This is a genomic window from Bilophila sp. T19-St14, assembly GCF_059728385.1.
On record NZ_BAAGFT010000001.1, the window covers coordinates 538,875 to 562,566 of the forward strand.

21 protein-coding genes are annotated in these 23,692 nt (G+C 52.8%); 10 read left to right on the forward strand and 11 right to left on the reverse strand.

The features are described from left to right. Positions 1-540: 540 nt before the first annotated feature. Positions 541-1,530 (reverse strand): Smr/MutS family protein, encoded by a 990-nt coding sequence (locus AC6I1V_RS02450; protein WP_486854172.1) that lies wholly within the window; start codon positions 1,528-1,530, stop codon positions 541-543. 185 nt (positions 1,531-1,715) lie between these two features. Between AC6I1V_RS02450 and purM the strand changes: the two genes are divergently transcribed. Further along, a complete protein-coding gene (purM, locus tag AC6I1V_RS02455) occupies positions 1,716-2,768 on the forward strand; it encodes a phosphoribosylformylglycinamidine cyclo-ligase (protein ID WP_308771222.1) in 1,053 nt (350 codons plus the stop codon). 92 nt (positions 2,769-2,860) lie between these two features. Here the strand turns inward: purM and AC6I1V_RS02460 are convergent, their stop codons facing one another. The 4 genes from AC6I1V_RS02460 to AC6I1V_RS02475 are packed head-to-tail and all read right to left on the reverse strand — an operon-like array spanning position 2,861 to position 6,064. Then, the gene (locus AC6I1V_RS02460; protein ID WP_486854173.1) at positions 2,861-3,211 is read right to left on the reverse strand and encodes a hypothetical protein; all 351 of its coding nucleotides are present in this window, start codon (positions 3,209-3,211) and stop codon (positions 2,861-2,863) included. 10 nt (positions 3,212-3,221) lie between these two features. Further along, positions 3,222-4,565, reverse strand: coding sequence for a glutamyl-tRNA reductase (hemA, locus tag AC6I1V_RS02465; RefSeq protein WP_486854174.1), 1,344 nt, complete (start codon positions 4,563-4,565; stop codon positions 3,222-3,224). 1 nt (position 4,566) lies between these two features. Then, complete coding sequence (ccsA, locus tag AC6I1V_RS02470) at positions 4,567-5,400, reverse strand: cytochrome c biogenesis protein CcsA (RefSeq protein WP_486854175.1); 834 nt, start codon at positions 5,398-5,400, stop codon at positions 4,567-4,569. After that, positions 5,387-6,064: a precorrin-2 dehydrogenase/sirohydrochlorin ferrochelatase family protein gene (locus AC6I1V_RS02475; protein WP_486854176.1), complete on the reverse strand. Its 678-nt coding sequence runs from the start codon at positions 6,062-6,064 to the stop codon at positions 5,387-5,389. Before AC6I1V_RS02475 ends, ccsA begins: the two co-directional genes overlap by 14 nt. Positions 6,065-6,205: 141 nt before the next feature. Between AC6I1V_RS02475 and AC6I1V_RS02480 the strand changes: the two genes are divergently transcribed. Beyond that, positions 6,206-6,634, forward strand: coding sequence for a GNAT family N-acetyltransferase (locus AC6I1V_RS02480; RefSeq protein WP_302554627.1), 429 nt, complete (start codon positions 6,206-6,208; stop codon positions 6,632-6,634). Between the two features lie 74 nt (positions 6,635-6,708). Here AC6I1V_RS02480 and AC6I1V_RS02485 read toward each other — a convergent pair whose 3' ends face one another. The 3 genes from AC6I1V_RS02485 to AC6I1V_RS02495 form a co-directional block, all read right to left on the reverse strand. Then, positions 6,709-7,386 (reverse strand): adenylate kinase, encoded by a 678-nt coding sequence (locus AC6I1V_RS02485; protein WP_302554639.1) that lies wholly within the window; start codon positions 7,384-7,386, stop codon positions 6,709-6,711. A gap of 108 nt (positions 7,387-7,494) precedes the next feature. Continuing rightward, positions 7,495-7,956, reverse strand: a complete 462-nt coding sequence (locus AC6I1V_RS02490) for a YkgJ family cysteine cluster protein (RefSeq protein WP_302553344.1) — start codon at positions 7,954-7,956, stop codon at positions 7,495-7,497. 4 nt (positions 7,957-7,960) lie between these two features. Further along, on the reverse strand, positions 7,961-8,386 hold the full coding sequence (locus AC6I1V_RS02495) for a CoA-binding protein (protein ID WP_302553343.1): 426 nt from the start codon (positions 8,384-8,386) through the stop codon (positions 7,961-7,963). Between the two features lie 355 nt (positions 8,387-8,741). Between AC6I1V_RS02495 and AC6I1V_RS02500 the strand changes: the two genes are divergently transcribed. The 8 genes from AC6I1V_RS02500 to rpsT all read left to right on the forward strand — a co-directional run bounded on the left by AC6I1V_RS02500 (position 8,742) and on the right by rpsT (position 20,052). Then, positions 8,742-9,962 (forward strand): M24 family metallopeptidase, encoded by a 1,221-nt coding sequence (locus AC6I1V_RS02500; protein ID WP_486854177.1) that lies wholly within the window; start codon positions 8,742-8,744, stop codon positions 9,960-9,962. 280 nt (positions 9,963-10,242) lie between these two features. Next, positions 10,243-13,695 carry a transcription-repair coupling factor gene (mfd, locus tag AC6I1V_RS02505; protein ID WP_497736826.1) on the forward strand — a complete coding sequence of 1,151 codons (3,453 nt, stop codon included), beginning with the start codon at positions 10,243-10,245 and terminating at the stop codon, positions 13,693-13,695. Positions 13,696-13,916: 221 nt separating this feature from the next. Further along, entirely contained in the window at positions 13,917-14,843 is a 927-nt protein-coding gene (locus tag AC6I1V_RS02510) for a SurA N-terminal domain-containing protein (protein WP_337430912.1), read from the forward strand. 36 nt (positions 14,844-14,879) lie between these two features. Continuing rightward, complete coding sequence (locus AC6I1V_RS02515; RefSeq protein WP_486854298.1) at positions 14,880-15,752, forward strand: RodZ domain-containing protein; 873 nt, start codon at positions 14,880-14,882, stop codon at positions 15,750-15,752. 3 nt (positions 15,753-15,755) lie between these two features. Then, entirely contained in the window at positions 15,756-16,526 is a 771-nt protein-coding gene (gene recO, locus AC6I1V_RS02520) for a DNA repair protein RecO (protein ID WP_486854299.1), read from the forward strand. Between the two features lie 95 nt (positions 16,527-16,621). Continuing rightward, positions 16,622-17,497, forward strand: a complete 876-nt coding sequence (locus tag AC6I1V_RS02525; RefSeq protein WP_308771852.1) for a glycine--tRNA ligase subunit alpha — start codon at positions 16,622-16,624, stop codon at positions 17,495-17,497. Continuing rightward, complete coding sequence (gene glyS, locus AC6I1V_RS02530) at positions 17,497-19,584, forward strand: glycine--tRNA ligase subunit beta (RefSeq protein WP_486854300.1); 2,088 nt, start codon at positions 17,497-17,499, stop codon at positions 19,582-19,584. Before AC6I1V_RS02525 ends, glyS begins: the two co-directional genes overlap by 1 nt. Before the next feature lie 195 nt (positions 19,585-19,779). Then, a complete protein-coding gene (gene rpsT, locus AC6I1V_RS02535; RefSeq protein ID WP_302553345.1) occupies positions 19,780-20,052 on the forward strand; it encodes a 30S ribosomal protein S20 in 273 nt (90 codons plus the stop codon). A 76-nt stretch (positions 20,053-20,128) separates the two neighbouring features. On the opposite strand, the gene AC6I1V_RS02540 is transcribed toward rpsT, so the two are convergent. The 3 genes from AC6I1V_RS02540 to AC6I1V_RS02550 all read right to left on the reverse strand — a co-directional run bounded on the left by AC6I1V_RS02540 (position 20,129) and on the right by AC6I1V_RS02550 (position 23,687). Continuing rightward, positions 20,129-21,688 (reverse strand): DNA repair protein RecN, encoded by a 1,560-nt coding sequence (locus AC6I1V_RS02540; protein WP_497736827.1) that lies wholly within the window; start codon positions 21,686-21,688, stop codon positions 20,129-20,131. 128 nt (positions 21,689-21,816) lie between these two features. Beyond that, positions 21,817-22,680: an ABC transporter permease gene (locus AC6I1V_RS02545; protein WP_308771165.1), complete on the reverse strand. Its 864-nt coding sequence runs from the start codon at positions 22,678-22,680 to the stop codon at positions 21,817-21,819. Next, positions 22,677-23,687: an ABC transporter permease gene (locus tag AC6I1V_RS02550; RefSeq protein ID WP_337430917.1), complete on the reverse strand. Its 1,011-nt coding sequence runs from the start codon at positions 23,685-23,687 to the stop codon at positions 22,677-22,679. The genes AC6I1V_RS02545 and AC6I1V_RS02550 overlap by 4 nt, the downstream gene beginning before the upstream one ends. Positions 23,688-23,692 lie beyond the last annotated feature (5 nt).

A 23,692-nucleotide genomic window follows, 5' to 3' on the forward strand; every position in this document is an offset into this window, starting at 1 on the left:
ACTCCCTTCCGCCCCCCGGCGGACTTTGTTTGTCATGCTTTCAACAGCATAACGAGATACGTGTTAGCCGTGTGGTCACGGATGACCAATACGGCGAGTCGTGTACTGTTCCCAGATACGGCGAGCCATTTTTCTTAGGCTTTTCCATAACGTCCATTCGGATGTGTACCCTTAGGGAAAAGACCCCTCTTAAAGATACGAACTTATCCACCCGTGTCCATTGTTATGTTGTTGCCGCTCCGGTTTTGGCGCTCAGGTTTCGCATACCCAGCAGGACAACTCTCTTCCTCGCTTTGGCAATGAAACCTGATACATTCTTTTTTCACGGGCAAGATTTCAATCAACACATTTCTGGGATGAAAAACAAAATCCCGTGGACGAAAGAACCATAGCATGGATTTGTTTGGTTGAACAGTCTATTTCCATCAAACACGTAAAAAATCTTTTTGCACAAGTACCATATTCTTTAGGTGTATAATTTTTTTGAAAAAAATTCAAATAGATATATTGTGTGAAACGTTTGTTTCGTGCAGAAAAATGTTAAATCAAATCTGGATCCACGGGCCTGCGTTCCCAATAAATTTTTCCTCCTCCTTTTCTGAATTTACGGAGGAGGACGTAGAGGGCTCCCGCCCCGCCATCGGAAGGTTTGGCCGTACAGAACGCAAGGATGACGCGCTTAAGCGGTTCTTGGGTAAACCACTCCTGAACTTTTTCCCTGAGGATGGAGATGCCGTGAGGAGAATTTAGGCCGCGCCCGGGCACCACAAGAACCGTCCGTTGTCCTTTAAAATACGCCGCACGGAAAAAGCCCACCAAAGCGTCAAAAGCCTGTTGCGCGTTCATTCCATGCAAGTCCAGATGAGACTCCGGGCTGAATTGTCCCGCCTGCAGTTTCCCTACAAGCATCAGATCGAGGCCGACAACGTGCCCTTCCACATACTCATCGGTGAAGGCAAGCGCAAACTCAAGCTTGCCGTCGATGAATTCCTGAAGGGGGTTTGATGGTGTTTGTACTGGGGGAGTAGGTGTCGGCGCTTCCGCCGCTACTTCCCGCCCCTTCCCGGAAAGCGGGGTAACATCTTGCATGGCCGCAAAGAAATTGATGTCTTCCTCGCCGGTTTCGTTTTCCATTCTTTCCGGAGCAGGGGAGACTGCCATTTTATTGACTGTTTCAGGGGCAGTATTTTTTTTCTTTTTTGGGAACAACTGTTCGGTGTTATGGAGAGACTGCTTGCCGAGTACGGGATTCTCTAAGGAGGTGACGGAAGGTCGTTTTTTGCACTTTGCATTTGCTGACGCACCCAGCTTGGTCACGCCAGAAACGGCATTCAAAAAGGCTCTGGTTTCCCCTTCATCCTGAGGCGAGACGAATTCCGTATAAAAAGAGGAAGCTGCACTGTCATTGCTGGAGATAGGGACGTTTTTTTTGAGGCTTTTCGCTTTTTTCTTTTCGTCATGAGACGGAAAACGTTTCTTATCAAGTTTTCGAAAGGGGTTTTCATCCGCGAACGGTTTTTCTTCATTCATGATTTGTAACCTTCAATGTATTGGGAGAATCGGATATCAATCAGAATAGTCCCCGAACGGGTGAACCGCAAGGGGAGGAATGGGGAAACGGAGTACTCGAGAAAGGAAATTGGCCTCTTGCGCAAGTAATGGGAAAAGCCTATTCTCACCGGACAAGTTACCCAACGCTAGTTTAGGAGAGGATCATGCCCCTGACGCGAGCCCAAGCGTATACTGAAGCCGGAGTGAACATTGACGCCGGCAATTCCCTTGTTTCCCGTATCAAATCCATCGTATCCCAAACCCATATCCACGGGGTTCTTTCGGATATCGGAGGGTTCGGCGGGCTTTTCAAGCCGGATATGTCCGGAATGGCCGAGCCGGTGCTGGTTGCCTCCACCGACGGGGTCGGCACCAAGTTAAAGCTGGCCTTCGCTTTCGACAAGCATGATACGGTTGGTATCGATCTTGTGGCCATGAGTGCCAATGATATTTTGGTTCAGGGCGCGCGTCCGTTGTTGTTCCTCGACTACTTTGCGACCGGTAAGCTTGACGTGGATAAAACCACGCAAGTGATCGCCGGCATCGCGGAGGGCTGCAAGCAAGCTGGATGTGCCCTGCTTGGCGGTGAAACGGCCGAAATGCCTGATATGTATGCTGACGGTGAGTATGATCTCGCGGGATTCTGCGTAGGCATGGCTGATAATGCCAAGATCGTGGACGGTTCCGGAATACGGGTCGGTGACGTGCTCATCGGCCTTGCTTCTTCCGGCATCCATTCCAACGGTTATTCCCTTGTCCGCAAGATCCTTGATAAGAGCGGGCTTGGTCCGGATGACATCATGCCCGGTTCTGAGAGGACGGTGAAGGATGTCCTGCTGGAGCCCACCTATATCTATTCCGATGTTGTGCGCAACCTGATGCGCGATCTGCCCGTTAAGGGAATGGTCCATATTACGGGCGGCGGCTTCTACGATAATATCCCCCGTGTCCTACCCAATTCGGTCACTGCGGATATCAAATTCGCTTCGTGGGATGTACAGCCCGTTTTCCATTGGCTGCGTGAGGAAGGCGGCTTGACTTGGCCTGAAATGCTGCAGATTTTCAACTGCGGTATCGGCTATATCTTTATTGTGCCCAGTGAGGTCGCGGAAGAGGCTATGGGCCGCCTCGAGGCCATGCATAAAGGTGCTTGGGTCATCGGAACGATCGGCCGCCGTCAAGATAAGGATGAAGAACAGGTTAAGATCCTGTTCTAGTGACTGAAAGCCTATTCATGAAAAGGCCCCCACGAAAATGTGAGGGGCCTTTTGTTTAACTCGACCTATGAAAAAAGCCAGCAATGCTGAGACTACTGTTGGGTGTACCCTTGCTCGGCTTCCGCCTCCATGATGCGGGCATCAAGCCAGTCCATCATGTGGCGTTCGGCTTCCGGAGAGAGATAGCATACACATTCGCAGCGCATACACCCTTTGGCACGGACGAGAAATTCAAGCCTGACGGCATCGTCAAGAATTTCCAATGCAAGGCAATGCGGCCCACAAGAAGACGTGTGCTCACGCTGGACGGGAAGCAGGTAATCCTTCTCTAACGGCAGCCAATACAGTCTTTCAATACCGGATTGACAGCCCTTTTTCGTCAGCTGCGCCTCAAGGTTGGCAATGACTTCAGGCTGGAGCTCGTCTACAAGATAACAACGCATGTCCGTTCCCTTATGGCAGTTGAGATCCGTTTCTGTGGACCCTGCGCGTACATCGGCCCGTCGGGTGTTCGTCATCCAGTCCGAACATGCGCCTGATCAGCTCCACATTGCGGGAAGCTGTCTCGGACTTGGCCCCTTTCAGGAATGTAATTGGCTCATGTGAAAGCTTCCTGATCAGACCATGCAGCATAGCTTCCAACGCTTCACGGGTTTCCGGATTCACGGGCCCAAGCCGTTTTAAGGTCCGCTGAAGCTCTTCTTGCGCATGTGTTTCAAAGTGGGAGAGCAGATCCACAATAGTGGGTTGGAGCTCCAACGATTCCAGCCAAAAAAGGAAAGCATTGACTTCTTCGTTAACGATCCCCTGCGCTTTTTCCGCTTCGACGCGCCGATGGGCCAGGTTTTCTTCAACCACTTCTTTCAGATCATCGATGTCATAGAGGTAGACGTTATCTAGGTTGTTGACGTCGGGATCTATGTCGCGGGGAACCGCAATGTCGATGAAGAACATCGGCCGGTACTTGCGGCGCTTCAAGACATCCTTGATGTCGCGGGCACGAATAATGGCTTCTGGGGAACCCGTGGAACTGATGATGATGTCCACATCGGCAAGGTGCTCGAACAAGTGCTCAAAGGGAATAGCTTCCCCTTTGAACTCAGCGGCTAGTTCTTTAGCGCGCTGGTAGGTTCGGTTGGCGACCTTGACCTTGCTGATTCCGGCTTGGATCAAATGGGTGGCTGCCAGTTCCGCCATTTCGCCAGCACCGATGAGCATCGCTTGGTATTGGCCCATGTCGCCGAAAATGCGCTTAGCCAGCTCCACGGCCGCGTAACTGATGGAAACGGCGCTTGCCGCAATGCCGGTTTCCGTACGTACCCGTTTGGCGACGCTGAATGACTTGTGCAGGAGGCGATTAATGATGGTCTTCGTCGTTCCGGCAAGGGTAGCCTTGCGGTAAGCGCCTTTAAGCTGTCCAAGGATCTGCGGTTCACCAAGCACCATCGAATCGAGGCTGGAGGCAACGGTAAACAGGTGCGCGATCGCCTCACGGCCTTTGTGGATGTATACATACGGAGCGAGTTCGACGGCCTTCCGGTTTTTGGCGGAGGCCCATGCCTCCAGAACCAACCCCGGTACATCTCCTTGGCCTACGGCAAGGATTTCAACCCGATTGCAGGTTGAGAGGATCAGTGCCTCATCTAATGTTGTCTCGGCCGAACCGTTTTCCCCTGACGGGCGCAACGGGATGGCCCACGTATCCTTGGAGCAATGATCCGTCAACGCAAAACGTTCCCGCACCTCAACGCCGGCAGTACGGTAGTTGAGCCCAATAAGATAGATTTGTTGTTCCATATCAGCGTGGTGTGGTCAGAAAGCTGTGGTGTGTCGTCATAAAAAGGTTCACCACGATGAGCGAAAACGCGCAGACCGTGAAGATCCAAATTGCCAGAATTGCCGGTTTGCGTCCCTGCCAGCCCTGTGTGAACCGCTGGTGGAAAAGCCAAGCGTACAGGCCCCAAACAACGAGCGAAATAAATTCCTTGGGATCACCGGAAAGGATTGTGCCCCAATTGATGCGGGCCGAGATGAACCCGAAAAGTACGCCTGCCGTGAACAGTGGAAAACCGACTGTCGTCGTGAACGCGTTGATCTTGTCCAATGCGGAGAGGGCGGGAAGATCCTTTTGGAAACCTGCCAGCTTTGATTTAGACTTGATGCTCTTTGCCTGTATGAGGAAAAGCACACCCGCACCGAAAGCGAGGGCCATCAGGCCGATACTGATAAATATTGCTATGATATGAATAGTAAAAGTCATTCCCGAAAGCACGGGGGGAAGCGGAGTTTCGGCATGCCGCAGTAAGAGGGCGATCAGGAACGTCAGCAAGGAAAACGGCGCTACGGTCAGGAGCAGTGCCTCATAGCGCCATCGGAGCCACGCGACAAGTCCACTGAGGGTAATGCACCAAGCCAGAAGCTGGACATACACAGAACGGCTTAGGCCAGCGAGCCCGTCACTCATACAAGAGGTGAGCAACAATAAGGTGTGGGTAGTGAAGGCAAGCACCGTAAGCACGAGGGCGGCACGCTTGAGCCATTCGTTTCGGGCAAGGATACCCGCCACGACGGCAGCCGTTCCAAGGGCATATAGGTGAATGGCCAGAACCGGCAACAGTTCAGGCAAGATCATGCAGCAACTCCATGATATACGGATGCAGTTCGATAGGTAGCAACTCCTCAAGCAAAGATTCGCACGCTTGTCGATCCCGATGTTGCAGGGCTTCGGCCAGAGGCGAATTCACAATGCTCCGGAAGAGGCTTGTATTCTGCCTCGTCTCGTGATGTAAGGCAAGAACCAAGGGACGGAGCCGCATCAAAAGTTCGCTTATCCCCGTATAGCGTCCTCCGAGCCATATCTCCAAATCTTCACGGATCTTTCGGGCTAGCGCCGGGCTAGCGCCTCCTGTGGAAAGGGCAATGGAGATATTTCCTTGTTCCGCAAGGGCGGGTACGATAAAGGAACTGTCCTTAGGCGCATCGGCACAGTTACAGAGGATGCCGCGTTCCGCACAGGCTTTCGCCACAGCATCGTTGGTCTGTCTGTTGCTGGTGGCGGCAAAAACCAAGGCGCACCCCTCGACATCGGACGGTGTAAAGGGCCGGCGCGTATAACGGACACGTTTATCTTCAAGCAATACTTGAAGATTGGAGTCCGGTTCAGCTAAGTCAATGACATGAAGCCGCCCAACAGGGCATTCGAGCAGGGAAGCTATCTTGCGGCAACCAACGGCACCCGCGCCGACTACGAGACAGCTCCGTCCAGAAAGTTCCAAAAAAACTGGATAGTAATGCATAAGGTATCCGATAGGGGCTAACAGAAAACATATTCGTAACCTATGAATTCCTAAACATAGCACGACTATGCACCTTCGTCCACAGATGGAGAATGGGGCCTTTCAGGTATCCCTTGCCTGGTGCGTGCGCATGGAGGGGAGATGATTCGGGCATTTAAAGAAGAAGACACGGAGGCCGTTATCCGAATATGGCTGGAGGCTTCCATTCTTTCCCATTCTTTTATTGATAAGGCATATTGGGAAGAGAAGGCCGATGCCATGCGAACCTTGTATCTTCCATTAAGTGAAGTCGTTGTGGATGAGGATAAGGACACGGGCGAAGTGGTTGCCTTTATAGCTTTTGTGGAAGACTATCTTGCTGCGCTTTTTGTTGCCCCTGCGCATCAAAAGAAGGGAGTGGGATCCCGCTTGCTAGCTCTAGCCAAAAAAATGCGCGATACACTAGAGCTTTCCGTTTATGCGGAAAATGAACGGGCAGTCGCCTTTTACCGAAAAAATGGATTCCGTATGACTGATAAACGGATTGAAGAAATGACCGGCCACACTGAGCTGCTCATGGTTTTTCCATAACCGGTCACGCATTCTTTTTATAACGGCAGGCCGATCGAATTTTTTCGATCGGCCTGCCGTTTGGAAAGCAAAGACTAGTTCAGCCCCAGTTCCTTGGTAAGTGTTTCTTTGATGCTGTCGATCGTGCCTTGGCCATTGAGGACGATATACTTGGTTTCACCTTTTTCGGCCAGCGCCTTGAAGTAGTGGGCGGCAGCCAATGTCCCCTTTTTGTCATCGTAATAAATATCGTGGCGCTTGTTGATTGCGGCTTCATCCTGATCGTCAGCACGGGCCGTGAGTTCGCCGCCGCAGACCCGGCAGACGTCCCCGTTGGGCTTGATGGCATCAATAAAGATATTGTTGGGATGATTGCCGTCGTTTTTGCACACCCGGCGGCCCATAATGCGATCGCGGGCAATGTTGCGGGGCAGATCGATTTCCACCACATAGTCAAGCTTCATACCCTGTTCCTGCATCGCTTTGTGCAGCTGTTCCGCCTGAGCGATATTGCGGGGGAAACCGTCAAGCAGCCAACCGTCAGTCCCTTTGGTCTTCAGGGTTTCAAGGACCATAGGAATGGTAATGGAGTCAGGGACGAGCTCGCCGCGATCCATATACTCCTTAGCCTTTTTGCCGAGTTCGGTTCCACCGCCCACATGTTCGCGGAAAATGGCTCCAGATTCGATATGGGCCAAACCAAACGCCTTCTTAATGAGAGCGCCCTGCGTGCCTTTGCCGCTGCCGTTGGGACCGAACATAAGGATATTCATGATCCAAAATCTCCTGTGTAAGAGGTCGTATAGTGCTGGCGTCTTCAGAACAATCTGAGGCGGAAGCATGAAACCCGCCCAGAAGGTTTGGGCAGGAATCCTGAAAAGTTAAAAGGAAGAGCCTGTGTTGGAAACCGGCAGAAGGGCGTGCCCCTCATGCTCGGGATCAGAGGCCACGAGCCCGTTTTCTTCCAGATAAGCCCGGCCTTCCTCTACGAATTCCTCATGCGTTGCATCAGGGCGTATACCGGGGCAAAAAGCCTTGGCCAGATGGAGGCTTTCGGCATCAGCCATGTTTCCGCGGAAAAATGGCCATGCCCGGCAAACATCTGGCTTGATGGCATGGACGGTACAGCTTTGTCCGGCCCGGAAAAAAATACAATTCCCGTCTTCACCCGTCTTTACTTGCCATTTTCCATTCCGAAAAACGCCGTAGGCATCAAGGAAAGCCTGTTTTTCGAGATTCAAGCCTTCATAAAGGCGCTTCAAATCCTTGGGGCTCAGTATTATGCCGCCTTCCCCCTCGCAGCATTGACCGCACATTTGGCAGTCAAAAACAGTTTTTTTCATGATATCAATTCCCTAGAAGGCGTTTGTGTTCAACCATGATGCATAAATCTTCGACGACGGCGATCCCCGCCTTACCAGCAGTGGAAGCGGCTTCAGCGCTCACAATGCCTTCCTGCATCCAAAACAGTTGGGGGAGGGGGGAGAGCGCCACAGTCTCCCGCGCATGAGCAGGGCAGTATTGCGGCGCCCGGAATACATTAACGATGTCAATGGGGAAAGGTACTTCGGCAAGCGAAGGATAGGTTTGCAGTCCCCACACGTCTTTGCGTACAGGATGAACCGGAATCACTTGGTAGCCTGCTTGGATGAGATATTTCCCAACGCGATCAACAGGTTGACCTTCTTTATTTTTTGCTCCGACGACGGCAATTGTACGGGCTTGGGTCAGAAATTCGCGCATCCTGCCGTCGGAAAGAAACGTCTGCAACATGATGAACCTCACAAAAAGAGTGCAGGAAAGTTTAGTAGGTTATGCCAATAAAGGCAATGAAAAGGTTTTAGGTATGTATTCTTCGTCTGGGATAACATGGAAAGATTTGCTTTTCAGCTAGTTAGTAAAAGCCTTTTTGATGTTTTTAACTAGCCCATAGTTTTTAAAATTATGTAAATTTATAACAACAAATATCCTACAACTCAACCAATAAAAATATTTCCCAAAATTCCAAAAACATATTTCAACCCCGCTATTGCAATGAAAAACAAAATGAGGAAAATTCCAAGGATCAATGACGCAAAAAAATCCGTTAAAACGGAATAAAACGAGCTTATTGTAAGGAGAGCTGATCATGGCGAGCCCTGATATGTTACCGCTTGGAGAAATAGAATTTCGGCATACCCACTGTCGTCGTCTGTTGCGCACGCTCGCTCCTGATGCAGGGGGGATGCTCGTTACTTCCCGGCTTGGTATTTACTATTTGACAGGAACACTAGGGTGGGGGCTCATATGGCTGCCCGTTGCAGGAGAACCCGTGTTATTACTCCGCAAGGGAGTAGAACGTGCGCAAATGGAATCTCCCTTGCATCACATTTTCCCCTTTAAGTCATATAAAGAAATAGCCTCTCTGTGCGCCGGGTGCGGAAGTCCGCTTTCTCCAGTCATTGCCGTTGATAAAAATGGATTCAACTGGTCGATGGCGGAGATGCTGCAAAGCCGTATGGAAGGCGTACGATTCACTTCCTGCGATGCTGTCCTTGCTCAGGTTCGATCCGTAAAATCTGAGTGGGAACTTGAAAGACTTCGTCGATGCGGGGCATTGCATGCAAAAGTGTTGGATGAAGTTCTCCCAGAGTGCATACACCCCGGCATGAGCGAGTTTGATATTGCAAGAAAGTATGTGGAAGCGGTGTTTATGTGCGGCGGGAGCGGCATGTTGCGGATGAATGCGCCGGGTGAGGAAAATTTTTTTGGTTATGCCTCTGCTGAAACGTCCGGCATTTATCCAACCTATTATAATGGCCCCCTTGGTTGCAAAGGTATGTGTCCGGCCGTTCCGTTTATGGGAAATGCTGAACGCCTTTGGCAGGAACGCGCTTTGCTTTCCATTGATATGGGGTTCAACGTGGAAGGGTATAATACGGATAGGACACAGGTGTATTGGAGTGGTACGGCCGACACGATCCCCGACTCTGTTCGGCGGGCGCATGCCGTGTGCGTTGAGATTTTTGAACAAGCCGCAGCAGCTTTGAAGCCGGGAGCTGTTCCGGCAGAAATATGGGCAGGGGCATGTGCCATTGCCCAACGAGAAGGGCAAATGGATGGATTTATGGGATTAGGGCGTGACAAGGTTCCATTCTTGGGACATGGCATAGGCTTGACTGTCGATGAGACCCCGGTTTTTGCTAAAGGCTTTACCGCCCCGTTGGAACAGGGCATGGTTGTCGCCATTGAGCCGAAAATCGGCATCCCCGGTGTCGGGATGGTTGGCCTTGAGCATACGCTGGAAATCACCGCATCAGGGGCTCGTCCGCTTACGGGGACATCAAAACATCTCATTTTGATCAATTGATTTTTTTCATAACCCGTGCGCCTGCTGTTAGATTATGATGCCCTAACCTAAGAAGCTGACTTGTCCAGCCTCCATAATCATTTTGCCTTTGGACAAGAGTGGGGCCTTCACCTATTCAATTCTTCTGCTTGTCCATTTGTTTAAAAGTATAAGAATAGTTTTATTTTCAGCTTTTGTCCCGGATCATCGCCATGCGGAGCGAGGCTTGACAATTGGTGGGAAAGCTTCATTGATTCCGTGTGATTTGGGAATGACGTTCAATGGTTGACGAGGTACTTTCGTGTATACAGATGTGATAGCCGAGATCGCTCACCTCAAGGACGGGCGGATACACGTTGCGCGTGCGGGGCTGGTTACACAGGCGCGGCTTTGCGTAGATATGTTCCAACAGGGCCGTGGTGTGGCTTGGGTTGTAAAAAACAGGGATGAATTGCTTACCGCCCGTGCCTTAATACGGCTCTTCTCTCCTGAGTTGTCCAGCGGGGACTTTTTGCCGGATGCCCTTCATAAAAGTGGTTGGACGTCATTACCGCCGTTTCCTCCTCGCTCGGTCAACCGTGCGGGCTGGACGGAACGTTTGGCCGCCCTATACGCCTTACGTAGTGGACAGGCCAAAGGGCTTATCCTGACCGCCGATAACTTGCTTCCCAAACTTGTCCCTCTGGATTTTTTTGAGAATCGGGAGATTAACCTCATCCGGGGGGAAGACGTCTCGTTGGATATGCTCCTTGAACAGGCCGTTGAGTGGGGCTATGAGCGCGTCTCCATGGTCTCGAATCCGGGAGAGATCGCCAGACGTGGTGATATCCTCGACATCATGCCTCCCGGTTATGATAAGCCCATACGTCTTGATTTTTTTGGAGATCTTATAGAAGACATTCGCCTTTTCGATCCTGTGAGCCAGCGTTCCAAGGCAAATCTTTCCGAAGTACGGATTCTTCCCGTGTCACCTATTCGACAGTCACCCGCAGACCAAGCAAAAATGCAGGCCCGTTGGAACAGCCTGTTTCAAAAAAGCATGCTGACTGAAAATGAACGGTTTGGGCTGACGCGCTTACAAGAGCAAGGTGATTTTCGATTATTGCCGGGTTGTTGTTATTATGACACGGCGACCAATCTGGAAGGATGGCTTACTGCTGATACAGTATGGGTCTTGCCGGGGCTCACCGAGCTTCGGGATATGTTGTTTTCAGCGGAATGCCTTTGGACGGAAGCCCTTGAAGCGCAGGATGTGGAAGGCCGCCCTCAGCCGCAACGTTTAGCCATACGCGGCGCAAACGATGCGGAAAGTGCTTGCGAGCGGTTCGCCTGTATTCACGCGGAACCTCTGGTGATGGGCGTCGCTAAAGAAGCCCATGATCTGCCGGAACGGAGCCTTTCTTCGTTCGAGGATCTGTTTCCTTCGATTGCGGAGCAGGATCGCCCTTGGCAGACACTCGTTCAGTCACTGAAACGGTGGCAGATCGACAAGCGGCAGACGATTTTGTGCTTTGCTTCCGAAAAGAGCCGTACAAAGTTTTTGAATCTTGCTTCTCAGGATGGTTTGGCCCCTTTACTGCGGTATTCGGCGGAACAGCATGGCCTGTTCGCTTTGGTGGCACCGTTTCGGGCTGGCGCTGAACTGATTTGGGATCAGAGCATCCTACTTGGGGAAGACCTCCTCCAGCCGCACGCGGAAAAAAGCCGCCGCGTTCCTACAGGAGCCTTTAAAGGGCTCGACCGGTATGATGAGTTGAAGCCCGGCGACTTGCTGGTTCACCGGGACTACGGCATTGCCCGTTTCGGGGGCCTGTTGCGTATGGAGACAGGCAGTACGGCCAACGATTTCCTGCTGCTGCACTACTCTGGGGATGATCGGCTTTATGTTCCCGTGGATCGCCTTTCCCTCATCCAACGCTTTAAAGGTGGAGGGGAAACGCAGCCGTCACTGGATCGTCTGGGCGGTGGGTCTTGGCAGTCCGGCAAAGAAAAAGCCCGCAAAGCTATTGAGAAAATCGCCGAAGATTTGATCGAAATGTATGCATGGCGTAAGGTGGCCAAGGGCTTCCGGTATCCCCCTCTTGGGGAATTGTACCATGAATTTGAAGCGTCTTTTGGCTTCGAGGAAACGCCCGATCAGGCGAAAGCTATACAGGACGTCCTGGCTGACATGGAAAAGCCAGAGCCTATGGATCGGCTTGTCTGTGGAGATGTGGGATTCGGCAAAACGGAGGTTGCCCTACGGGCGGCCTTCAGAGCCGCTTCAGAAGGGCGTCAGGTTGCGCTATTGTGTCCTACAACGGTCCTTGCCGAGCAGCATTATCAGACCTTTCGCTCCCGGCTTTCGGGTTTCGCGCTCAATGTCGGCTTGCTAAGCCGTTTCGTTTCTTCGGCCAAGCAGAAAGAAGTGCTCAAGGCGGCGGCTTCAGGGCAGATCGATATTCTTATCGGCACACATCGGCTCCTTTCGGACGATGTGGTTCTCCCGAATCTTGGTTTGCTTATCCTTGACGAGGAACAGCGTTTCGGTGTCCGGCACAAAGAGAAGCTTAAGAAGATCAAAAAGAATGTCGATGCGCTCACATTGACGGCTACACCGATCCCCCGGACGCTTCAGTTATCCATGTCCGGGGTACGTGAGCTTTCAGTCATCGAGACGGCACCTCCAGAACGCAAACCCGTATCCACGGCGCTGCTGGAGCGGGACAAGGCAACGCTCCGGCAGGTGATTGAACGGGAATTGTCCCGTGAGGGGCAAGTTTTTTGGGTTCATAACCGGGTGCAGGGACTGGAACGGGTCGTCGAGTTCGTCAAGGAACTGGCTCCAAATGCGCGCATCGGTATGGCGCATGGACAGTTGCCGGAAAAGAAGCTTGAAGAAACCATGCACGCGTTTTGGCATGGCGAATTGGATATTCTGGTTTGTACCGCTATTGTTGAGTCGGGGCTGGACTTCCCTCGGGCCAATACGCTGATCGTCGATCAGGCGCATCTTTTCGGTCTGGGGCAGTTGTACCAGTTGCGGGGCAGGGTGGGGCGGTCAGATCGGCAGGCTTTTGCCTGTTTCGTTGTTTCGGATTTGGAACGCCTGCCGGCCGCAACGAAAGAACGTCTGCGTATCATCCTTGATATGGATTATTTGGGGGCAGGCTTCCAGGTTGCAATGGAAGATCTGCGGCTGCGTGGCGCCGGAAATATCCTTGGTGAGGTTCAGTCCGGTCATATGGGGCGTGTGGGGCTTGAACTGTATCTTGAAATGCTGGAACAAGCCGTCAACAAGATCAAAAATGGCGGCGTCTCGTTACAGGTTGAAACGGAGCTCAACTTAGGGCTTACCGCCCATATCCCCGAGGACTATATTACAGATGGGCGGGAACGCCTGCGCTGGTATAAGCGGCTGTCCGCTGCTCCGGATGCCCAGGCCCGCCAAGAACTCGAACTTGAGCTCCGAGATCGTTTTGGCGTTTTGCCGCAGCCCTTGGAAGTCTTTATAGCGGTATTGGCGCTTAAACAATTCCTGAGCGGTGCTCAAGCCCTGAAAGCCGACGTATATGAAGATCGGATCCGCATTCTGTGGGATGAGAAGCAGACCGCTATCGCCCCCGAAAAACTGGTGCCGTTCTTGAGTGCCCAAAAAGGCAACGCCAAACTGATTCCCCCATCAAGTCTAGAGTTGAAGCTGGATATGCAGTTGCCTGCCCCAAGCAGGTTGGATGCCGCCAGGCTTGCGCTGGGAACGCTTCTGGCGGACTGATATGCCCGGAAGCGTTAGAAAGTCTTGGCGTTGCAAGTTGGCAGGAATCAGCGTATCTTGCCTAACAATTGTCGCACAGGCAGCATATCAAGAAGGTTTTCCATCGGATCGAACGCATTCCGAAAAACGTTCCTCCTGAGGAAATCTTTTTGTGTGCCCAGTGTTACGAAACAAGGATGGGAGTGTTTCAATCCCAAAGCCAGAATATCAAGGAGCATAGCGTGCGCATCGTCAGTACTGCGTTTCTTTTGGTGTTTTTGATCACGTCTTCCGCACACGCCGCCATCAATGGCGTTGCCGCCGTTGTGAACGGCGAAATGATAACAGTGTTTGACTTACAGGCCGAAACCGCCCCCGAAGCCATGCGGCGGGGATTGAATCCTAAAGATCCCAATCAGGCCGCCGCGATAGAAGAACTAACCAAGGTAACGCTAGAACGCATGATCAACAACATTATCCTGACGCAGGAAGCCCAACGCCTTAAAATTTCGGTGGGCGACAGCGAAGTGGATAATGAAATACAACAAATCATGTCACGCAATAAAATGACGCCGGAAGAGTTCCAGCGTCAGCTCCAGATCCAGCGCACGACGGAGAAAGATTTCCGTGAACGCATCCGCAGCAGCCTTTTGCGGAACCGCCTCCTTGCCAACATGGTCGGCCGTAAAGTCATTGTGACGAAAGAAGAAATCGCAGATTATTATAATCTGCATAAGCAAACGTTTATGAATAACCAGAAAGTTCGTTTCGCGGTTATCGTATATCCGCCCACGGAAAATGCCGAGGCGCTTGCCGCCCGCATCCGTAGCGGCAAGCTCTCCTTTGAACAGGCCGCTCGTCAGGTTTCCGTGGGGCCTCGCGCTCAGGAAGGTGGCGATGTGGGTGTTGTGGATTGGAACAGCCTTGATCCTACATGGCAGGATCGCCTCTCTCAGCTCAATCCGGGAGATGTTTCCGGATTGTTTGAAGTGAACAACGGACTGAAAGGACAGTTGAAGCTTCTCTCAATGGAGTCCGGAGAGGGGCAAACCTTGGAGGAAGCCACGCCGCAGATCGAAAGGATTTTGCGTGAACCGAAGCTCCAAGAGCGCTTCCGTGAATACAGTGAACAGCTCCGCAAGCGGGCTGTGGTTGAGATCCGCCAATAACTATCCCTTTGCATTCGATTTCCGAAAGGACACAGCATGGAAGAGACGGAAACTGTTTGGACGCTGGCAGATTTTGGGGCTCTGCTTCGTGAGAGGCGTATTCATAAGGGGCTGGCGGAAGAAGATGTTGCCGCGCAACTCAAGATTACCTCTCGGCTGGTTAAAGCCATAGAGGAAGGCGACATGGAAGCTATGCCCCACGCCGTATATGCCCGGGGGTTCATTCGGGCGTATGCGAAACTCCTTGCCGTCGACGACAGCATTACCCACGCTGCGTGCGCGCTGCTCAGAGATCCAGAAGAAGAGCTGCGTGAACAGGAAGTCCGTGTTGTCCCCACTGCGGCACGTCGCGAGGAAAGGCATGTGCCTTGGCTTGCCATCCTTTTGTGCGCACTGTTCCTTGCGGGAGGGGCATGGTATTTTCGCGACAGCATTCCAGGACTTTCCAGCAATATGGCGAGTCAGGAAAAAGTGGACTCGTCGGCGGTGTCTTCTACGATTGTCCCCGAAGCGGTTCCTGCTGTGGTCACGACGCCTGCCGTTTCTGCAGGGCCGGTTGTGAACGCGACGCTTCCTTCGGCATCAGAGGAACCGATTGTTTTGGGTGGAACGCCCCTGCCTGCTGAAACGGAGATGTCAACAGCGCAAGAGACGCCTCAGGTTACAGGGCACAGTATGTTGTTGACGGCACAGGGCGACTGCTGGGTTTCGACGACCGCAGACGGCAAAAACAGCCAGCGGATCATGCATAAAGGAGATACCCTGAGTGTCGACTTTCAGGAAAAACTTGTTATAAAATTGGGCAATGCGGGAGCCATGCTGCTCACGTACGACGGCAAGGAACTGCCCCCTGTAGGAAAAATTGGTCAGGTCAAGACTGTCACGTTCCCCAATGACGCTCAGAATTAATCTATGGAATGGTCCGACACAGCCCTTGTTTTGGGGGTAGGGCGCTTTCGGGAAGCGGATCTTTGGCTGCGCATGTTGACGCGCCGCCACGGTATCGTCTCGGCGTTCGCCTTTGGCGGCAGCCGGAGTCGCAAACGATTCTGCGGCTGTCTGGATCTTTTTAACGAACTCCAGATCAGCACCAAGACGACTCGAAACGGGATGTACCTCTCCTTACAGGAAGGCAATCTGATTCGTGGCCCCCGACGTTTGCGGACGGACTGGAATCGGCTGGGCATGTTCATGAACTGTGTCCGGTTTGTTGAAGCGCTTGGTGTTCCTCAGGATGGTGCGGATGGGGTATTCCTGCTTCTCAAGGATACGTTGGAACTTCTCGAACAGTCCGAAACCGTTCAGGATATTCTTCCAATCCTCTTTCGGTTGCGTTTGGCGTCTCAGCAGGGATATGCTCCCGCTTTGACGGCATGTGTTTCTTGCGGAAAAAAAGATTTTGATCATGCCGGATTTCTGGTTTCCGAAGGAACCATCATTTGCCCGGATTGTGCTTCCGGACGAGGAAATATTGTGGAAATCAGCGGCAAAACCCTTGACGTTTTGCGCCAAGTACAGGAAGTATCACCCCTGCATTGGCATTTTTTGACGTCTGATTCCTTGGAAGGAGCGGACGCAGTATTGCTCCCGGCGGAACGACGTGAGTGCGCGAGAGCGGTGGATGGCTTTGTGCAGTATCATTTGGGCCTGACTTGGGACAGGGGGCGCTTTCGGAGAATGTAATCCGAAAAATTCCGAGTATAAAAACGGTCTGTTGTGGCCGCTTTTTCAGAAGGAAATCCCCCACTGGTGAGTGCCGCTATTGTCATGGAGGAAGCATGTATTTTCAGGATGTAATTCTCACTCTGCAACGCTATTGGGCGAGCAGGGGATGCGTCGTTGCTCAGCCGATGGATATAGAATGTGGTGCCGGTACGTTTAACCCATCGACATTTTTGCGTGTTATCGGGCCTGAGCCGTGGAATGTCGCCTATGTGGAACCTTCCCGGCGTCCCACGGATGGGCGGTATGGGGAAAACCCCAACCGGCTTCAGCACTATTTCCAGTTTCAGGTCATTTTAAAGCCCTCACCAGATGATGTGCAGGATCTTTATCTTGGCAGCCTTCGCGCATTGGGGATTCATCAGGAAGAACATGACATCCGTTTCGTTGAAGACGACTGGGAATCTCCAACCCTCGGTGCGTGGGGACTCGGCTGGGAAGTGTGGCTGAACGGTATGGAAGTGTCGCAGTTTACCTATTTCCAACAGGTCGGTGGGATTGATCTCTCGCCCGTCAGCGCGGAGCTCACCTATGGCTTGGAACGTCTGACCATGTACTTGCAAGGGAAAGATTCCGTTTACGACATCCAGTGGAACGAATATGTGACCTATGGGCAGATCTACCATCAGAATGAAGTTGAGCAGTCCCGCTATAACTTTGACGAAAGTAACGCCGCCATGCACCGTGAGCACTTTGACCAGTTCGAGGCCGAATGTCTTCGCCTCGCTGCTCAGGGACTGCTTTGGCCCGCGTATGATTATTGTTTAAAGTGCTCCCATACTTTTAATTTGCTGGATGCGCGGGGGGCTATTTCCATTACGGAACGCACCGGCTATATCGGGCGTGTGCGTACGTTGGCCTCATCCGTTGCGCGTTTGTATGCGGAGCAGCGTAAGGAAATGGGGTATCCCATGCTCGGAGGGAAGCGGTAATGTCCACCTTTGTTCTTGAAATCGGCACGGAAGAACTGCCGGCCCGTTTTTTGTCCAATGTTGAAAAAGAACTGGCAGAGCGGTTCACGGTTGGGCTGGAAGAAGCTGGTTATACATTTTCCCTTCTTGATACCTGCGCTACGCCGCGTCGCTCCGTGGTTCTTGTGGAAGGGCTGGAAGATACCCAGCCTACCAAAGAAGAACTGGTTATGGGGCCGCCCGCCCGCATCGCGTTCGATGCCGAAGGGAATCCTACCAAAGCCGCTCAGGGTTTTGCCAAGACGCTCGGCATTGACGTTTCCGTTTTGACTAGGACGCAAACCGAAAAAGGGGAATACCTTTCCGGGATGAAGAAAACCGGCGGCGTACCTACATTGGATGTGCTTGCCGGTTTGTGTCCGTCCATTATTGCGGCCTTGCCTTTTGCCAAGCGCATGCGTTGGGGAGACGGCGAGTTTGCGTTTGCCCGTCCCATTCGTTGGGTTCTTGCACTGTTGGGCGATGTTGTCGTTCCGTTTGAAATCGGTAAGGTCGTTTCCGGACGGGTTACGCGGGGGCATCGTGTGCTTGGCCCCGGACCCTTTACAATTAAGACTGCGGACGATTACGTACCCACCATCGTAAAGGAAGGGGCCGTTCAACTGAAGGCGGCTGAACGGCGCGCCTATATCGTCAGCGAGGGGAATAGAATCGCGGAAGCGGTCAACGGCAAAATCATCTGGATCGACGGCCTGCTTGATGAAGTTCAAGGGTTGGTTGAGTGTCCCGTGCCGTTGCTGGGGGACTTTGATCCTGCTTTTCTTGAGTTGCCCCGTGAAGTCCTGCTGACCAGTATGCAGGAACACCAGAAGAGCTTTGGGGTGGAAGATGCTTCTGGCAAGCTCATGCCGCACTTCCTGACTGTTCTGAATCTGCGCCCGAAAGATCTTTCCCTTGTCAAAAAGGGATGGGAACGCGTGCTCCGCGCCCGCCTTGAAGACGGGCGGTTTTTCTGGAAGACCGATCTTGAAGCTACGTTTGATGAGTGGCTGGAAGCGCTTGATGCGGTCACATTCCTTGCTCCTTTGGGGAGTATGGGCGAAAAGAGCCGCCGTATCAGCGCGCTATGCCGCTGGCTTGCCGAGAAGGTGCAGCAGGATCAGGAACAGGCCGCGCGGGCGGGGCGGCTTTCCAAGGCGGACTTGGTTTCCGCTATGGTCGGCGAGTTCGATACGTTGCAGGGTGTCATGGGCGGAATTTATGCCCGTAAAAAGGGAGAAACGGAAGCCGTCGCAACCGCTCTTGCCGAACAGTATTTGCCCTCCGGCCCTGATTCGCCCGTTCCGGCCACAGGGCTTGGCTCCATCCTGTCGATCGCGGATAAGGTGGATACGCTTGTCGGATGCTTTGGGCTGGGCATGATCCCCACAGGTGCGGCCGATCCCTATGCGCTCCGGCGTTGTGCTCTCGGCATTACCCGTATCATGCTTGAGCGTGGCTACCGTTTTGACGTCAAAGAGCTTTTCGTGGAAGCACAGAAGCTGTACGGCGATCGGAAGTGGAAGCTGGCCCCCGCCGAAGCGCTCGTGAAACTGAATGAATTTTTCATTGCCCGTGTAAAGAACTATTTCCTGACGCAGGGTAAGGATACGTTGCTTGTCGAGGCCGTGACCGCTGTTGATCCCGACAACGTATGGGCTCTCGGCCAACGTCTCGGTGCTTTGGAAACCATGAGTCGGCAGGATGATTTCCCGCAGGCCGCACAGACGTTCAAGCGCGTCGCCAATATCATCCGTAAGCAGGGCCATGAAGCCGGTGTGGTTCTTCAGGGTACGTGGAAACGTGAACTGTTGCAGGAACCGGCGGAAAAAGGGCTTGCGGAAGCTCTGGAAAAGATGTTTGCTGCGTTTGATGCTGCCTGGGCAAATGACGATTTTAATGCGCTTTTCTCCATGCTGGCAGCACTTCGACCGGCTGTAGATGAGCTTTTCGATAAGGTCATGGTTATGTGCGAAGATCCTGATCTTCGCGCCAACCGTCTTAATATGCTTAAGGCATTAACCCTGCGCATGGAGCGGCTTGCCGATTTTTCGGCGCTGCAACTTTAGCCCCACATGGCTCTCTGACGTAGTCCGGTCGGGGAGCCATCGCCATAACGCATTCGGAACGGTTCTGCGCGGCTGCACAGGAACTTGGCTTCCTGAAAAGACTTGACTGAATACGTAAAAGAAGATAAGGACATCAATTCAAACTGCAACCACGCCGCGTCTCGGACGCAGCAAGACGTACCCCGGAGGGAAATCGTGGCCAACCACAAGTCTGCTATCAAGCGTCATAAGCAGAGCGTGAAGCGCGCTGCTCGCAATCGTACCGTCAAGACCCGCATCAAGAATGTGGTGAAATCTGTCCGCGCCGCTATCAAGGCTGATGATCAGGCTACCGCCGCGCAGCTCCTGAGCACTGCCACCTCTTCTCTGGATAAGGCCGCCACCAAGGGCGTCATCCATTGGAAGAAGGCCGCCCGCAAGATTTCTCGCCTTGCCAAGGCTCTCAACGCTGCCAAAGCCGCCGCGTAACGCATCTGGTTTTGATGTAAAAAAAGGAAGGGGATTTCGCCTCTTCCTTTTTTTATGTATTGTTATTAAGGGAAAATCAGCTTTCAATACCGGCCATACGCGCCAATTCCGTTTTCCGTTCTCCTTCATCAAGACGGAGGCATTGCATAAAGGTCTTGCCGTCTTTGACCTGCTTCGTCACGCGGAAGTGGCGAAGGGCTCTGGAGGCAAGCTGCGGCCAATGCGTAATCAAAAGCATCTGCCGATGTTGTGCAAGAGCTTCGAGCCGCTCAGCAACCTTGTTGAGGGTGAGCCCACCAACTCCGGCATCCACTTCGTCAAAAATAAGCGTGGCTTCTTCATCGTGTTCCTGTACGGAAACGACCGCGAGCATGAATCGGGACAGTTCGCCGCCTGAGGCGATTTTGTCCAGAGGCTGCGGTTGCTGACCGGGATTGGGAGACCACAAAAGCCTGACCCGGTCTTCCATACATCCGGGGAACAATTCCACTTCCGACCATTCTGCGATGACCCGGACATATTGGGAAAAGCCCAATCCCTGCAGCTCATTTTCCAACTTTTGGGTGAAAGACACTCCCGCCTTTCGGCGTTCGGGATTTAACAGTGCCAATACACTCGCGAGTTGTTCCTGAAGCTGCTTTTCCTGTTTTTCTACTTGCCTGATATCCAGTTTGCAGGCGTCAAGAAACGAAAGATTATCCTGAATTTCTTCCCTGAGGGCAAGAATCTCTGGAAGTGTCCGGTGGAGCTTACGTTTGAGTTGGGCCAGTTCAAAAAGCCGGGCTTCTATCTGTTCCGGATCGATATCCGTTTGTGGCAGGGGAGGGCGGCGCAGTTTCCGCTCCAGCTCGGCAACCGTCTGGCGAAAAGCGACTACCGATTCAAGGTATGCGGCCATATCCTCATCATCTCCAGCCAGCAATTCCAGTGCGTGCTCCAGATGCCCGATCTGTTCGAGGAGGCCTGTTTCATCGCCACGCAGGAGCATTTGCGCCCGCTCGTAATGCCGCCGCAATTGCTCAGTCCCACGCCACTCAGCGCGCATAGCTTCGAGCTGTTCTTCTTCGCCCTCAGCCGGATCGACTTTTTTAATCTCCGCGAGGTGCATTTCAAGAAGCTCCCGGCGATCCGCAAGATCCCTGAAACGAATACGGAGCGCTTCCTTTTTTTCGACCGCTTCCTTGAGTTCTTTTACCAGAGTGTTTCGTGTCGCCAAAAGATCGGGCCGGTTCATCCAGTCATCAATCAACTTGGCCTGAAAATTCGGTTGGAGCAGTTTTTGTTGCCCATGCTGGCTCGTATGGACGAGAAGGGTGGTTCGCAGTTCTTTGATGGTTTCTTGGGAGGCCAGCGTATCGTTGATGAACAGACGGCTGCGCCCGGTTTCCGCAATCAGTTCCCTGCGGACGATGAACTCTTCCCCGGAACGCATAAAAAGGGCCTCGACCTGAGCCCTCTCCCTTCCCGGACGAACCATGTCCGCACCGAGTTTCTCCCCCATCAAAAAGTTGAGCGCCTTCAGAATGAAGCTTTTCCCAGCCCCTGTTTCCCCGGTAAGAACATTCATGCCTGGGGCAAATTCCAGTTCCATGTCGGATATCAAGGCGAGATCACGAATATGCAAATATTCAAGCATAATAAGGAATACTCGTACGAAGAAAGGTCATGACTTGCAAGGCCGTTCGCAGGTTTCACCGCGAACGAGAGCCACCATAGGGGGATTACTCGAATGATGCAAGCCGCGAGGGAAGGGCTGGTTTGCGTTTACCGCTTGAGCCGAGGATCAAGCGTATCCCGTAGGCTTTCTCCCAGCAGGTTGTATCCCAAGACAGTGATCAGAATGGCAAGCCCCGGATACAAGGATAACCACGGTGCGATTTCGAGGACGTCCTTGCCCTCCATCAGCATGTTCCCCCAACTGGGATCCGGCGGTTGGACACCTAGCCCCAGAAAACTGAGTGAAGATTCCACCAAAATGGCCCCGGCGATGCCGAGTGTGGCGGAGACAAGGACTGGAGTCAGTGCATTGGGAAGGATATGCATGACCATAATGCGAAAAGGGCGGGTACCGGCCAAGCGGGCGGCCGCGATAAAATCCCGTTCGCGCAGGGAGAGGGTTTCAGCGCGAACCAACCGAGCCACCCCCATCCATGATGTCAGTCCGATAACTACCATAATCGTATTCAGGCTTGGCTCTAAAAATGCAATAACGGCAAGGATAAGAAAAAAAGAGGGGAAACAAAGCATGACATCGACGCCGCGCATGATGATTTCATCGACGATCCCCCTAAAATAGCCGGCGAGCAGCCCCAAGGTAATACCTATGGCTATGGAGATGCTGACGGAAACAAAGCCTACCCAAAGCGAGACACGCGCGCCGTAAAGCAGGCGCGAGAGTACATCCCGGCCCAAGGCATCCGTCCCCAAAGGAAACTGCGCGCTCGGCGGCATCAAGATGGATTTGAGGTGTAACGCCGTAGGATCATAGGGGGCAAGCCACGGGGCGAGGAGGGCGGCAGCAGACATGATGATGACGATGCCAAGGCCGATAAAGAGCATTCCACGTCGGGAAAGGATGGCACCAAGGCGCTTGCAGAGCGGGGTGAAGAACGTCTTGTCTACGGTCATTGGCGTTTCCCCTGAGCGCGAATCCGGGGATCTGCGAGTCCGTATCCGATATCAGCAAGCATATTGCCCGCGAGCGTGAGTACGGCGCCGAGAACTAAATTTCCCATAATCAAAGGATAGTCCCTTGCCATGACCGCAGCATAGAAAAGCTGCCCCAAACCAGGCAGGGCAAAGATGGTTTCAATAATGACACTGCCTCCGATAAGTCCGGGCACGGAAAGGCCGAGCAGGGTAATGACCGGGAGGAGCGCATTGCGCAGAGCATGCCGAAAAATAACCACACGTGCAGGCAGCCCTTTGGCTTTGGCTGTGAGGATAAAGTCTTGCCGCAAGACTTCCAGCATGGATGAACGCATAAAGCGGGACATGCCTGCAACGCTTCCCACCGTGATGACGGTAATGGGCAAAACAAGGTGCCTGCCCAGATCCATCAGCTTCCCCCAGAAGGACAGCGATTCATAATCAAGGGACATCAAACCGGAAATAGGCAACCATTGGTGTTCCAAACCCGTATACAGCATGAGAAGCAGCGCAAGCCAAAAGCCCGGCATGGCGAATCCGAGAAAGACGAGTACCGTCATTCCCTTGTCAAACAGTGAGCCCTGTTTCCATGCGGAAATGACCCCGATGGGAATGGCGATGAGCAGCGTCAACAGGAGAGAAATCACGTTGATGCCGATAGTCAGGGGAAGACGCTCAGCTATTTTTTCTATAACGGGGCGAGCATCACTGGACATGGAGTTTCCGAAATCAAGCTGTACGATCCGCGACAACCAATCGAAATATTGGACATACAAAGGGCGATCAATCCCATAAAGCGCTTCAAGACGGGCCCGCGCCGCCTCCCCCGCAAGAGGGTTCAGCGTCGTCTGCATATCCGTCGGCGTCCCCGGAGCCAGATGGATAACGAAGAAGCTGACGAGGGTAATCCCCCACAGCACCAGAAGCATCCAAATTGTTTTGCGAACGCAACGGAGGATAAAGGAAGTTGTCTCGTTCGTGAACATGGTCG